This is a genomic window from Gibbsiella dentisursi (assembly GCF_039539505.1).
In the GTDB taxonomy this organism is placed as follows: domain Bacteria; phylum Pseudomonadota; class Gammaproteobacteria; order Enterobacterales; family Enterobacteriaceae; genus Gibbsiella; species Gibbsiella quercinecans.
In genome coordinates this window covers 849480-862553 of record NZ_BAABDG010000007.1, presented here as the reverse complement: position 1 = coordinate 862553, position 13074 = coordinate 849480, and the positions used below count along the sequence as shown (strand labels likewise).

The 13074-nt window shown below is 56.1% G+C and carries 12 protein-coding genes; 2 read left to right on the top strand and 10 right to left on the bottom strand.

Features of this window, described 5'->3' with window-relative positions; translation table 11 throughout:
• Positions 1-8: 8 nt before the first annotated feature.
• From proX to ABFX35_RS18035, 9 genes are all read right to left on the bottom strand, one after another.
• Positions 9-1004 (bottom strand): glycine betaine/L-proline ABC transporter substrate-binding protein ProX, encoded by a 996-nt coding sequence (gene proX / locus ABFX35_RS18075; RefSeq protein ID WP_346082369.1) that lies wholly within the window; start codon positions 1002-1004, stop codon positions 9-11.
• 63 nt (positions 1005-1067) lie between these two features.
• Positions 1068-2225, bottom strand: coding sequence for a glycine betaine/L-proline ABC transporter permease ProW (gene proW / locus ABFX35_RS18070; protein ID WP_346082368.1), 1158 nt, complete (start codon positions 2223-2225; stop codon positions 1068-1070).
• On the bottom strand, positions 2222-3421 hold the full coding sequence (proV, locus tag ABFX35_RS18065; RefSeq protein WP_095847499.1) for a glycine betaine/L-proline ABC transporter ATP-binding protein ProV: 1200 nt from the start codon (positions 3419-3421) through the stop codon (positions 2222-2224). Before proV ends, proW begins: the two co-directional genes overlap by 4 nt.
• Before the next feature lie 418 nt (positions 3422-3839).
• On the bottom strand, positions 3840-5435 hold the full coding sequence (locus ABFX35_RS18060; protein WP_346082367.1) for an ATP-binding protein: 1596 nt from the start codon (positions 5433-5435) through the stop codon (positions 3840-3842).
• A gap of 147 nt (positions 5436-5582) precedes the next feature.
• Entirely contained in the window at positions 5583-6542 is a 960-nt protein-coding gene (gene nrdF / locus ABFX35_RS18055; RefSeq protein WP_279024543.1) for a class 1b ribonucleoside-diphosphate reductase subunit beta, read from the bottom strand.
• Positions 6543-6550: 8 nt separating this feature from the next.
• Positions 6551-8695, bottom strand: coding sequence for a class 1b ribonucleoside-diphosphate reductase subunit alpha (gene nrdE, locus ABFX35_RS18050; RefSeq protein WP_095847502.1), 2145 nt, complete (start codon positions 8693-8695; stop codon positions 6551-6553).
• Entirely contained in the window at positions 8677-9081 is a 405-nt protein-coding gene (nrdI, locus tag ABFX35_RS18045; protein ID WP_095847503.1) for a class Ib ribonucleoside-diphosphate reductase assembly flavoprotein NrdI, read from the bottom strand. Before nrdI ends, nrdE begins: the two co-directional genes overlap by 19 nt.
• 9 nt (positions 9082-9090) lie before the next feature.
• Positions 9091-9327, bottom strand: a complete 237-nt coding sequence (nrdH, locus tag ABFX35_RS18040) for a glutaredoxin-like protein NrdH (protein ID WP_095847504.1) — start codon at positions 9325-9327, stop codon at positions 9091-9093.
• A gap of 476 nt (positions 9328-9803) precedes the next feature.
• A complete protein-coding gene (locus ABFX35_RS18035) occupies positions 9804-10112 on the bottom strand; it encodes an ElaB/YgaM/YqjD family protein (RefSeq protein ID WP_279024539.1) in 309 nt (102 codons plus the stop codon).
• A gap of 213 nt (positions 10113-10325) precedes the next feature.
• Between ABFX35_RS18035 and asr the strand changes: the two genes are divergently transcribed.
• The gene (gene asr / locus ABFX35_RS18030) at positions 10326-10718 is read left to right on the top strand and encodes an acid resistance repetitive basic protein Asr (protein ID WP_279024537.1); all 393 of its coding nucleotides are present in this window, start codon (positions 10326-10328) and stop codon (positions 10716-10718) included.
• A gap of 111 nt (positions 10719-10829) precedes the next feature.
• On the opposite strand, the gene ABFX35_RS18025 is transcribed toward asr, so the two are convergent.
• Positions 10830-11876: an alpha/beta hydrolase family protein gene (locus ABFX35_RS18025; protein ID WP_346082366.1), complete on the bottom strand. Its 1047-nt coding sequence runs from the start codon at positions 11874-11876 to the stop codon at positions 10830-10832.
• 146 nt (positions 11877-12022) lie between these two features.
• Here ABFX35_RS18025 and ABFX35_RS18020 point away from each other — a divergent pair, with 146 nt between their 5' ends.
• A complete protein-coding gene (locus ABFX35_RS18020) occupies positions 12023-13045 on the top strand; it encodes a helix-turn-helix domain-containing protein (RefSeq protein WP_346082365.1) in 1023 nt (340 codons plus the stop codon).
• Positions 13046-13074 lie beyond the last annotated feature (29 nt).

Genomic DNA, 13074 nt, shown 5'->3' with positions numbered 1-13074 from the left:
GCAGGAGATTATTTCGCCGCCGCGGCAGCCGTTTTGATCCAGCCGTCAAACGTGGCCTGGTGAGCACGGATCCAGCCGTCGACATGGCGTTGTATATCGGCGCTGCTGTTTTCGCCGTTGTGCATACGCAGGTTCTGCGCGTTCACATCGGCCAGCGGCAGCTTCATGATGGCGAACAGTTTCGCCGCCGCCGGGTTGGCCGCCGCCCACTGTTTATTGGCGACGATATGCTCGTTATTGACCGAGAAACCGTAGTTTTTGCCGTTAGGCAAGGTGGTGTCGGTGTTTTTCAGCGAGCCGGGGCTGGAGGAAAACGGCACCGTCAGCCATACCACGTCGCGGCCCGGCACCAGTTCGTCGCTGACCCAGTATGGCGTCCAGGTGAAGTAGAGCACCGGTTTGCCCTGTTTAAAGCGGGTCAGGGTATCGGCGATAATCGCCGAGTAGTTACCCTGGTTTTGTGTAACGGTTTGGCTAAGTCCATAAGCATGGAGGTGGGTGTCGATCACGTTGCCGCATGCCCAGCCCGGTTCGCAGCCGGCCAGGTCGGCCTTGCCGTCGCCATCCGCGTCAAACAGTTTCGCCAGCTTGGGATCTTTTAACTGGGAAATATCGTGGATTTTGTAGCGATCCGCGGTTTTCTTATCAATCAGATAGCCCTGTGCGGCGTTGGTGATATACACCCCTTCACGATAAAACTTTTGCCCGCCGCCGGCGTTGTTATACATATCCACCTGCAGCGGCTCCCAGTTCACCGCCATATAGGTGGCGTCGCCGGCGGCAATCGAGGTATAGGCTACGTTGTAGTCCACTTCTGCCGTGGGTTGAACGTCGTAGCCCAATGCCGTCAAGGCTCGGTTGACCAGCTCTGTCTGGAAGCTTTCTTCTGCAAGGGTGCTTTGTACCGGTTTTACCACGACGCCTTTACCGGGAAGTTCTGCGGCAAAGGCTTGAGCACTAAACAATGCTCCAAGGGCGACAGCCCAAATTCCTGCCGAACGCATAATGGTTCCCCTTCGGTGATGGTTGCGTGCCATGGCTCCCGGCTGGCGCCGGGAGCCGAGCGATTACGCTTTTTTGATGAATGGACGGGCGAGCAGGCCGATTGGCCCGTGAGCATACCAGCGGCCCATCCCCTTGCTGCGGCGATCGCGCCCCAGAGATTGGGTCAGGCGATCGAGAATAATGGCCAGAATAACGATCCCGACGCCGCCGACCGCCGCCAGGCCCATATCAAGGCGGCCGATACCGCGCAACACCATCTGGCCCAGGCCGCCAACGGCAATCATCGAGGCGATGACCACCATCGAAAGCGCCAGCATCAGCGTTTGGTTCACGCCCGCCATAATGGTTGGCATCGCCAGCGGCAGTTGTACTTTAAACAGCATTTGGCGTGGGCTGGAGCCAAAGGACTCGGCCGCTTCGATCAGATCTTCCGGCACCTGCTGTATCCCCAGGATCGTCAAACGCACGATGGGCGGCAGGGCAAAGATGATGGTCACCACCACGCCGGGCACGTTGCCGATACCGAACAGCATGACGATCGGCACCAGGTAAACAAACGCCGGGGTGGTTTGCATGGCATCAAGAATCGGCCGTATCACCTTGGCGGCGTTTCTGCTGCGCGCCAGCCAGATGCCGAGCGGCAAGCCGATCACGATACAAAACAGCAGGGCGGTTAATACCAGCGCCAGCGTGACCATCGCCTGCGACCAGGCGCCAATGGCGCCGATGGCCACCAGCGACACCAGCGTGGCGGCGCCCATGCCCAGGCTTGAAAGCTGCCAGGCGATCAGCGAGAACAGCACAATGGCAACCGGTGCCGGCATGCCGAGCAGCATTTGTTGAAAGCCGCTCAGGATGAAATCCACCGGCACGCGGATCCCCTGAAACAGGGGACGGAAGTGCAGCACCAGCCAGTCGATGCCGCTGGTGACCCAGGAATCGAACGGCACCCAGGCTTTATGGAACGGATCGAGCAGGTTGAAGTGCTCCGGCTGTGCCGGGGCGCTGTTCAGCCAGTCGCTGCCCTGTGCGGCCTGGCTGGCGGCATCGTGTGACGCGGGCGGCGGTGACGTTGACCAGGCATCATTCGCATTGCCTGCAGGCGCTGCGGAGCTGGCCCAGGGATCGCTGCTTGCCGCGGCCTGGCCTGCGGCGTCATGGGCCGGGGCGGCACTCTGTTCTGCGGTGCTGGCCCACGGGTTTTGAGTTTGATCAGTCATTCGGTTGAGCCCTCTTTATCTAAAGCCTGCAGCAGCATGGCTTTGGAAATAATGCCGATATAGTTGTTCTCTTCGCCGACGACCGGCACGGCGCAAGGCGCCTGCGCAACCAGGGAAATCAGCTCGCTGAGCGGCATGTCGGCCGGCACCGGTGCGGGTGCTTCGAGCAGCGCATCGTCCAGCGTCTGGCCGGCCGCCAGGGCTTTTTTCAGCGATTCTATCGACACTACGCCGATGAATTTCTGCCCACGTTCAAGAACATAGCCATAATCGCGGTCTTCATCCTGCAGCAGCCGGAGCGCTGAACGTGGACCAATACCGGGGGTTTTACGAATTAACGTTACCGGGCGGCGTTTGGCGATATCTTTCGCGCTAAATACGTGGCTGATATCAACGCCGCGGAAGAAGGTGCGGACATAATCATTGGCCGGATTATTCAGGATTTCATCCGGCGTACCGACTTGAATAACCTCACCGCCTTGCATAATGGCAATACGATCGCCAATACGCATGGCTTCATCCAAATCATGGGAAATAAACACGATGGTACGCTGGTGTTTAGACTGCAATTTCACCAGTTCATCCTGCATTTCGGTACGGATTAATGGATCCAGCGCCGAGAAGGCCTCATCCATTAATAATATGTCGGGATCGTTTGCCATCGCACGGGCTAACCCTACGCGCTGGCGCATGCCGCCGGAAAGTTCATCCGGGTAGGATTTAGCATAATTTTCCAGCCCCACCTGGCGCAATGCATCCAGCGCTTTTTCCTGGCGCTCACGCAGTGGTACGCCGGCTAATTCCATGCCGAATGCCGTATTGTCTAATACGTTCATATGCGGCATTAGCGCGAATGACTGGAACACCATGCTGATCTTATTACGGCGCACGGTACGCAGGGCGGCATCGGATATTTTTGAAATATCCTCACCGTCAATCAGAACCTGCCCGCGGGTAGGTTCTATCAGACGATTGAGAAGGCGTACCAGGGTGGATTTCCCCGAACCGGAAAGCCCCATGATGACAAATATCTCGCCTTCTTCAATGGCCAGACTTGCGTTTTTTACACCCAGTGATAATCCGGTTTTTTCAAACAGTTGATCCTTGGATAATCCTTTATCAATCAGCTTGAATGCGCGATCTGGGTGCTCGCCAAATATCTTATATAGGTTTTTTACTTCGAGTTTAATTGCCATGCAATTTTCTGTTTCCTCTGGAGTAATTCAAACGATAAAAATTTCCTAATAGAAAATAATAGTGCCCTATACCCTAACACAGTGAGTTTCTGAGACAAGTCTCAATCTTCCTTCAAGGGTATATCTGCGGTTTACATCCGCTTTTTTATTGGTTATGGTACTTTCGCCCACCTTGCATATTTTTTTCACTATTCGCAATAATTCCACGAACATACTGATTTTTAGATGTAATAAATTCGTTGTGAAATTTTCAAATATTATTCTTAGTATTAAAATATTACCGTAATACGTGATGCTTTCTGGGGGAAATAGACGTTACATTTTAGGTTTACGGGGGGCTATTTTCTGCGGGATATTTCGCTGCATAATACACTTAATTATTGCATGGGTATGTAACCCCGCCTAATGAACCTAATGGTTATCTTGCTTTGGGAATAAAAAGGGAGAATACGGTGCCATGCGGTGAATTATCCGTCACTTCTATGCTGCCGTGCGCCTGCGCCACATGGCTGGCGACCAGGTGCAGGCCAATGCCGTGATCGCCCTTGTCTTTTGTCGTTACCCCTTGCTCAAATAGCGTGTCACGGATCGCCGGCGCAATGCCGGCGCCCTGGTCTGCGACGTCTATCACCAGTTCGGTGCCGCTGTCGCTGATATACAGCTCGACGGGCGCCTGCGGCGTTGCGCCGCGCAGCGTTGCCTCTACGGCGTTATCCACCAGGTTGCCGATGATCGACATCAGCTCGGTTTCATTCAGCGCAGCAGGGAGCTGGCGCAGTTGGCAGGCGGGATCAAACTGCAGAGTAATGCCTTTTTCGCGGGCGCTGGCATATTTGCCTAACAGCAGGCCGCACAGCGCCGCCGAACTGAAGCGTTGCGCAATGAAGTCCAGGATTTCCTGGGCCCCTTCCGACTGCGCCTCGACATAGCGCACGGCTTCATCGTAGCGATGCATATGTAACAGCCCGGCCAGGGTCGCCGCCCAGTTAAGCTGCTCATGGCGCATGATGCGCAGGGTATCCGCGTAGCGCCGCACCTGGCTGAGCTGGCTGCTTAGCGTATTGATGTCGTTTTTGTCGCGGAAGCTGATCACCCAACCCTGCAGTTTGTCCTCCTGCAGGATACGTACCCGGCTGGCGATGACGCGCACGTGGTTAAAGCGGCAAACGTCATCGTGGGTATTCTGCGCGAGCTTGGCCGGGCTGAAAAAGTCTGGCTGGGCGTTGATCACTTCGTTGATCTCTTTGCCGATCAACACGCTGGCCGGTTGATGCAGCGTTAACAGTTCACGTGCGGCGCGATTGATGGTGATGATGTGCCGCCGATCGTCAATGGCGATCACCCCTTCGTAGATGGCTTCCAGCAAGGCTTTTTGCTGGCGGACCAGCAGGGCAATCTCTTCCGGCTCCAACCAAAACATCTGGCGTTTGAGGTTTTTTGCCAGCAGCCAGGAGAAAATGAACAGGGTGAGCAATAGCAACACCACGGAGAGCACAATTTGGCTCAGGCTGCGGGCATTCAAACTGTCGATGTACGATTTTAGGTAGCCGACGGAGACAATGCCGATCACCCGGTTGTGTTCATCCAGAATCGGGGCTTTGCTGCGTAGCGAAATGCCGATGCCGCCTTCGCGCACTGAAATGATGCTCTTGCCGGCCAGCACCTGTTTATTATCGCCGCCGACCATTGGCGTGCCGATACTGTTGGGGGATTGTGAGTGATAAAGATGCAGGGTCTGGCTATTGCCGATAACGATGTAGCTGGCATCGCTGACGGCGCGAATTTTGTTCATCAGCGCGGCGATTTGCCCGGTGTCGTTGTGTTGCACCGCGTTGATTAGCGGCGGCATCAGCGCAATTTCCCGCGCTTGCACCTGGGCGCGGGCGCCAAGATCCTCATGCAGTTTGGCATCCAGCCGGTAATAGGTATAGCTGCCGATCGCCGTCAGCAGCAGGCAGGAAAAGGCGACCAGGCCAAGAAACAGTTTGATTTGGAAAGACAATTTTATGCGCATGGCCTGCCGCTTAATCCGGTGAATAACAAGGGCGCAGTGGTGCGTTCAGCCGGTAAGCCTACCATGATATGCGGTGCGAGTAATATTGCGGCCGATCACGTTGCGCCGGGTTTGGCGCAACGTGAGGCGGGTGGGGCGGGTACGCGCTTAGAAATCCCAGTCTTCGTCTTCGGTGTTGACGGCCTTGCCGATGACGTATGACGAACCGGAGCCGGAGAAGAAATCGTGGTTTTCATCCGCGTTCGGCGAAAGCGCAGAAAGGATCGCCGGGTTGACTTCAGCCATCGCCGGTGGGAACAGGGCCTCATAGCCCAGGTTCATCAGCGCCTTGTTGGCATTGTAATGCAGGAAGGTTTTCACATCTTCCGTCCAGCCGACGCCGTCATACAGTTCTTCGGTGTAGTGAACTTCGTTGTCGTACAGATCCTGCAACAGATCAAAGGCGAAGTTTTTCACCTGCTGGCGGCGTGCCGGATCGGCTTTTTCCAACCCTTTCTGGAATTTATAGCCGATGTAGTAGCCGTGCACTGCTTCGTCGCGAATGATCAGGCGGATCAGATCGGCGGTGTTGGTCAGCTTGGCGCGGCTGGACCAGTACATCGGCAGATAAAAGCCGGAATAGAACAGGAAAGACTCCAGGAAGACGCTGGCGACCTTTTTCAACAGCGGATCGTCACTGCGGTAGTGGGCCAGAATAATACTGGCCTTTTTCTGCAGCGCGCGGTTCTCTTCGCTCCAGCGGTAGGCGTCGTCGACGTCCGGCGTTTGGCACAGGGTAGAGAAGATCGAGCTGTAAGAACGCGCATGCACCGCTTCCATAAAGCTGATGTTCGAGTATACCGCCTCTTCATGCGGCGTTAGCGCATCGGCAATCAGCGCCGGCGCGCCGACGGTGTTCTGGATGGTGTCCAGCAGCGTCAGGCCGGTAAATACCCGGATGGTCAACTGCTGCTCCTGTGGGGTCAGCGTGGCCCATGAGGGGATATCGTTGGAAAGCGGCACTTTCTCCGGCAGCCAGAAGTTGGCGGTCAGGCGGTTCCACACTTCCAGATCCTTGTCGTCTTCGATTTTGTTCCAGTTAATCGCCTGGACACGTTGCATAGTCATAAGATCCCTCACAGCGAGCAGGACACGCAGCCCTGCACTTCGGTGCCTTCCAGCGCCATCTGGCGCAGGCGGATGTAGTAAATGGTTTTGATCCCTTTGCGCCAGGCGTAAATCTGCGCCCGGTTGATGTCGCGCGTGGTGGCGGTATCGCGGAAGAACAGCGTCAGCGACAGCCCCTGATCGACATGCTGGGTGGCGGCGGCATAGGTATCAATAATCTTTTCCGGGCCGATCTCATAGGCATCCTGGTAGTAATCCAGGTTGTCGTTGGTCATGTAAGGCGCGGGGTAATACACACGGCCAATCTTGCCCTCTTTGCGGATCTCGATGCGTGACACGATCGGGTGAATGCTGGAGGTGGAATTATTGATATAGGAAATCGAACCGGTTGGCGGCACCGCCTGCAGATTTTGATTATACAGCCCGTGCGCCATCACTGACTGGCGCAGCGCCTGCCAGTCGTCCTGGCTGGGGATACTGATATTGGCCTGGGCGAACAGTTCGCTGACGCGCGCGGTTTGCGGCTGCCAGCTTTGCTCGATGTATTTGCTAAAATATTCGCCGCTGGCGTAGGTGGAGTTTTCAAACCCGCCGAAGCTGCTGCCGCGTTCTATCGCCAACTGGTTGGATGCGCGGATGGCGTGGTAGGCCACGGTGTAGAAATAGATGTTGGTGAAATCAATCCCTTCTTCGGAACCGTAGTAGATACGCTCACGCGCCAGGTAGCCGTGCAGGTTCATCTGCCCCAGGCCGATGGCGTGCGAGGCGCGGTTGCCGCTGGCGATCGAAGGCACCGAGCTGATGTCGCTCATGTCCGCCACCGCCGTCAGCGCGCGAATCGCCGTTTCCACCGCTTTGCCGAAGTCCGGCGCGTCCATGGTCTTGGCGATGTTCAGCGAACCGAGGTTGCAGGAGATATCTTTGCCCACTTCCGCGTAGCTCAGATCGTCGCGGTAGGTGCTGGCGCGGTTGACCTGCAGGATTTCCGAGCACAGGTTGCTCATGTTGATGCGCCCGGCGATCGGGCTGGCGCGGTTGGCCGTATCTTCAAACAGCATATACGGGTAGCCGGATTCAAACTGGATTTCCGCCAGCACCTGGAAAAACTCGCGCGCATTGATGCGGGACTTGCGGATGCGTTTGTCACCTACCATTTCGCGATATTTTTCGCTGACGCTGATCTCTGAGAACGGCACACCGTACACCCGCTCCACGTCATACGGCGAGAACAGGTACATCTCTTCGTTGTTTTTCGCCAGCTCAAAGGTGATATCCGGGATCACCACGCCGAGCGACAGGGTTTTGATGCGGATTTTCTCATCGGCGTTTTCCCGCTTGGTATCGAGAAAGCGCAGGATGTCGGGGTGGTGCGCGTTAAGGTATACCGCACCGGCTCCCTGGCGCGCGCCGAGCTGGTTGGCATAGGAAAAGGCATCCTCCAGCATTTTCATGATTGGGATAACGCCGGACGACTGGTTTTCGATGCGTTTGATCGGTGCGCCCACTTCGCGAATATTGGTCAGCAGGAAGGCCACGCCGCCGCCGCGCTTGGAAAGCTGCAGCGCAGAGTTCACCGCCCGGCCAATGGATTCCATATTGTCTTCAATGCGCAGCAAGAAGCAGGAAACCAGCTCCCCGCGTTGGCGCTTGCCGCAGTTGAGGAAGGTGGGGGTGGCCGGCTGGAAGCGCCCGGAAATAATTTCCTCGACCAGATCCTGCGCCAGTTGAGTATTGCCGGCTGCCAGCGTCATCGCCACCATGCATACGCGATCTTCATAACGTTCCAGATAGCGTTTGCCATCAAAGGTTTTCAGCGTGTAGCTGGTGTAATACTTGAAGGCGCCCAGAAAGGTATCGAAGCGGAACTTCTTGGCATAGGCCTGGCGGAACAGTTGCTTGATAAAGGCGAACTCATACTGCGCCAGCACCTGCGCCTCGTAGTAGCCTTCCTCTACCAGATAGCGCAGCTTTTCTTCCAGGTTATGGAAGAAAACGGTGTTTTGGTTGACGTGCTGCAGGAAGTATTGGCGTGCGGCCAGCCGATCTTTATCGAACTGGATGCGCCCTTCGGCATCGTAAAGGTTGAGCATCGCGTTGAGCGAATGGTAATCCAGCGCGCCGGACGCCGGTTTGGTCAGTTCTGTTGTTGCCAAAATGCGGTTACTCCCTGTCGAACGTTTGCAACGTCAAGCTCGGTGCCGAGCAGTTCAAAACGGTAAAGAAAAGGCACCTGGCATTTTTTAGCGATAATGTCGCCGGCAATGCCGTACGCTGCGCCGAAGTTGGTATTCCCGGCGGCGATCACGCCGCGCAGATAGGAACGGTTCTGTGGCACATTGAGAAAACGGATCACCTGGATCGGCACCGCGCCGACGGGACTACCGCCGCCGTAACTGGGCACAATCAATATATAGGGTTGATCCATTAACAGCTTGCTGCGGGCGCCGGCGATCGGGATACGGATCGCCGGCAGGCCCAGCTTCTCAACGAACCGATGGGTGTTCTCCGAACTGCTGGAGAAATAGACCAACGGATTCATGCCTGAACCTCACGATGCCAGAGCTTGGGCCAGCGCGCCGATTTTGTCCGGGCGGAACCCGGCCCAGTGATCGTCGCCGGCGATAATCACCGGAACCTGTTGGTAACCTAATGATTTTACGTGTGTCAGGGCCTGTTGATCCTGCGTGAGGTCGATGACCTGATAATCAATCCCTTGCTTATCAAATGCGCGATAGGTGGCATTGCACTGGACACAGTCAGGTTTACTGTAAATAATAATGCTCATAATTCGCATTTACCTTGTGGTTTGAAGGAAAGGCGGACAACACCAGAAAACAGAGCATCTTACGGCGTTTCTGGCAGTGTTATCAGCCGGCGCGATGTCCCTGCGGCTGACACAATGAATACTATATATTGATGTTGGTTTTATCAACCTTTCTACATATAGTGTTTTTGCCTTTTTTTATGCAAGCCGCAGCCGGGCTGGGTTGCGTGGGGAAAATTTTTTTCCGGCGTGTGCGGCCCCGAGTGTGGGCCGTCTTTAAAGCGCGTTGGCAAACGGGCGGATAACGCCCGCATCGGCGCAGCGTGGCGGTAAAACAACCAGGTGCGGTTTCACTGGCAATCTGGATGGGGACGCGTCAAAGAAGAGCGATCAACGCCGGATGCGTAGGGAAGCCGGGGGATAAAACGTAAGCGGCCCGTGGTTACCCACGGGCCAGACGCACATTTGTTGTTTTCTCTTTATAACTACAGGGGGTGTTAACGCCGGGCCAGCAGGACGCCGAGCACGATGCCAACAGCAGCTCCGATGCCTACGCCCTGCCAAGGTTTGTCGTGTATATAGTTGTCAGCATGGCTGACCGCGTCACGCGCGTGCTGTTTCAGGCTAGGGGAATCGTTAAAGCGTGCCCGGGCATCGCGTAAAACCCCTTTCGCCTTATTGTGCAGCTCTTTCAGTTCCTCTTTACTCTTATCACCGGAAGCCCGCAGGACTTCGTCTAATGTATCGGCAAGCAGAGTGACGTCCTGATCGATATCTCGTTCTACTTTTTCGCTTTTCTTTAACATTAGGCTCTCCGTTTCGACACATGTTTGGTAAGTATAGACCATTTTGGTCATTTTGCCGGCGGTGGTGGTGTGTTTGAGCTACGGCAAACGGCTTCTGTACATTTGGTTACGCGAGGAAACCAATCCCTTACTGAAGCGCTACACGGGTTCCTCTATTATCAGCGCAACGGCTCCATTGGGGGCTTACCGAAAAAAACGCTGAGGAATGTCACTATGAAAAAAGTATTTGCGCTGATCGTTGCTGCCGCTATGGGTCTGTCTTCTGTTGCTTTTGCCGCTGATACTACAGCTGCACCCGCTTCAGCACCTGCTACTGCTGCGGCGCCTGCTGCTGCACAGAAAGCACCGGCTAAAACCACCACTCACAAGAAAGCCCATAAGAAAGTCACCAAAAAAGCCCCGGCACAGAAAGCTCAGGCGGCTAAAAAACATCATAAAGCCACTAAAAAAGCAGCGCCAGCCGCTCAAAAAGCACAGGCTGTAAAAAAACACCACAAAGCCACTAAGAAAGCAGCACCAGCCGCTCAAAAAGCGCAGGCTGCCAAAAAACACCACAAAACGGCTAAAAAAACCGTCGCTAAAAAAGCCGCTACCCCAGCCGCTTAATCATCAGTGACGGAACGGCGCCGACTAACGGCACCGTGCCAGTATGCAGACACCCGGGCTTGCCCGGGTGTTTTCTTTTTGTGCGCCGGCCGGACAATCATCCGCGTGCCGTCATGCCCTGCGCGGCGGGAGCCATGGCCGGATAAAGTCAACGGCGGCACGAATGGCCTGCTGGTGAAATTCGTCGCGTTGCGCCGCCGGCGTGGCGCAAATAAATGCTTCTCCGTCCGCTTCCAGGATGGATTTCGCCGCCGGTGTGCAGGTCGGCAAAAAATCGAAGTGGTTACCGCCAGGCAACGTTAGCGTGCGAATGGGGTATTTACCGCTATCGGCGGCCAGTTTGGCGCCGCCCAGATTCCCCACTGTGTTCCCTTCCATATAGTGCTGCGGCACAATAACCAACAGTGGCGCACTGAGCCTGCGCAGGCTGGATGGCGACAGGTAATGCACCATCCCCGGATCGAGCGCGATGGCAAAACGGATGCGCGGATCGGTATAGTCGGCATCCATTTGCCGTGCCGGCAAGGCCGATAAATCTACTCCGGCCGCGGTATAGAACTGGCAGCTCGGCGTAGCTGGCGCCTGGTGGCAACCGTGGGCGAAACCCTCGCGTGTGATGCGTCCGCCGATGGCGGCTATGGCGCTGTAGCCCCCTTTGGAGTGGCCGATCACACCGATGGCGTGCGGATTAATATGTTGGCGCCAGCGTGGGTCTTGGCTGACCGCCGTAATCAGGGCGGAAATATCCTGCGTCTGCTGCCACAGCCTGGCGGAGCGTACCGGTACGGAATCGCCGGTGGTGCTGCCGGGGTGGTTTACCGCCACCACGATAGTGCCTTGCTGCACCAGGGCTTGTGCCAGCCAGGCTTGACTCATTGCGTTGCCGCCGCTGCCATGGCTTAACACAATCAGCGGGAAACGCCCGGAAGCGACAGGGGCATCAGGATGGGTGTTGATACAGTTAAATACTGCGGAGAGGCATTCAGGCGCCGGGGCGCTCGCCGCGCGTTGCTCACCGGGCTGTGTTGTGGGGTAACGTACCCACCCAGTAAGCACTCGCTCACCATTGTGAAAGGTTTGTTGATGGCTGGCGACCTGATAGGGCGCGGCATTCGCCAATGTGCTGAAAAATACAATAAGCAGCAGTAGGGTTTTCATTTCGGGTTCTCATGGCTGGTGGAAACGCCATTTTGCCCGTGGAGGAAATACCCGCGACCTCGATCGCGATCCAGCACCTCAACCGATTGTTTTAACAGTTTTAAGGCCCTACACTCGCCTTTCAGTCACTACTCTGATGGATCGCTATGCCACTTGTTCCGCTTTCCTTTCTGTTTAGCCTGATGTGCTTGATCTTGCTGTTGCGCCTTGGCCGCCCACAGCGCCAGCGCTGGGCGTTCCAACTGTTGCTGCTGTTGTGTATCTGGCAGAGTCTGTTGATTGGGCTGCGTTATGGCTACCATGTGGCGCTGTTTAATCCGTTGCAGCCCTTCGGCGCCGTGCTGGTACCGGTGCTGAGCTACCTGGCGTTGCTGACCAGCGCCCAGGGGCGGTTGAGCCGTTATACCTATGGGCACCTGCTGCTGCCGCTGTGGGTGTGGCTGGTTGTCCAGTGGGCGCCGGTGTTGCTGGATGCGCTGATTGTCGCCAGCTATCTGGGCTATGGCATCGCCATGCTGTTTTACCTGCGCCGGGGGGAGAACTGCCTGCAACAGGTGGCGCTGACGGAAAGCTGGTTGAGCTACCGGCTGTGGCGGGCATTGGGCGCCGTGCTGATATTGTGCAGCATGGCTGAAATCGTGATTATTGTGGATTTCGAGCTGTTCGACGGGCGGTTGGCGGCGCTGGTGGCCACCGTCAGCAATACGCTGCTGGCTCTTGGCGTCGCCCTGGCGCTTGGGCTGATGCGGCCGCCAGAGGCCACTGTGGAGCCCGTGGCGGAGCCGGGTGGTGATGAGCGTGCTGCCCCTGAACAGACGGCGGCGTGGTTTGCCCAAATATGCCAGCGTTTGCAACAGGATAATCTTTACCTAACGCCGGAGCTGAACCTGGCCAGCCTGGCGCGCAAGGTGGGCCTGCCGGCCCGTAAGGTTTCACAAGCCATTAACCAGCAGACCGGGATGAACGTTTCCCAGTATGTGAATCAACTACGGATCCAGCAGGCGGCGGCGTGGCTGCGCGGCAGCGAAAAGCCCGTGACAGAAATTATGCTGGATGCCGGTTTTGTCACTAAATCGAATTTTAATCGCGAATTTCAGCGCGTCCTTGGCATGAGCCCCAGTGAATGGCGTAGGCAGCAAACTGAGAATGAAAATAATAATTCGTTATAACTATCACATTTCTCATCGGTTTGTGCTGG

Bases quoted from the DNA above. Each gene is read 5' to 3' on its own strand.
- proV (WP_095847499.1), bottom strand. From the start codon at position 3,421: ATGGCAATTAAACTCGAAGTAAAAAACCTATATAAGATATTTGGCGAG.
- ABFX35_RS18060 (WP_346082367.1), bottom strand. From the start codon at position 5,435: ATGCGCATAAAATTGTCTTTCCAAATCAAACTGTTTCTTGGCCTGGTC.
- nrdF (WP_279024543.1), bottom strand. From the start codon at position 6,542: ATGACTATGCAACGTGTCCAGGCGATTAACTGGAACAAAATCGAAGAC.
- ABFX35_RS18025 (WP_346082366.1), bottom strand. From the start codon at position 11,876: ATGAAAACCCTACTGCTGCTTATTGTATTTTTCAGCACATTGGCGAAT.
- nrdI (WP_095847503.1), bottom strand. From the start codon at position 9,081: ATGAATCCGTTGGTCTATTTCTCCAGCAGTTCGGAGAACACCCATCGG.
- nrdH (WP_095847504.1), bottom strand. From the start codon at position 9,327: ATGAGCATTATTATTTACAGTAAACCTGACTGTGTCCAGTGCAATGCC.
- proX (WP_346082369.1), bottom strand. From the start codon at position 1,004: ATGCGTTCGGCAGGAATTTGGGCTGTCGCCCTTGGAGCATTGTTTAGT.
- ABFX35_RS18035 (WP_279024539.1), bottom strand. From the start codon at position 10,112: ATGTTAAAGAAAAGCGAAAAAGTAGAACGAGATATCGATCAGGACGTC.
- ABFX35_RS18020 (WP_346082365.1), top strand. From the start codon at position 12,023: ATGCCACTTGTTCCGCTTTCCTTTCTGTTTAGCCTGATGTGCTTGATC.
- proW (WP_346082368.1), bottom strand. From the start codon at position 2,225: ATGACTGATCAAACTCAAAACCCGTGGGCCAGCACCGCAGAACAGAGT.
- asr (WP_279024537.1), top strand. From the start codon at position 10,326: ATGAAAAAAGTATTTGCGCTGATCGTTGCTGCCGCTATGGGTCTGTCT.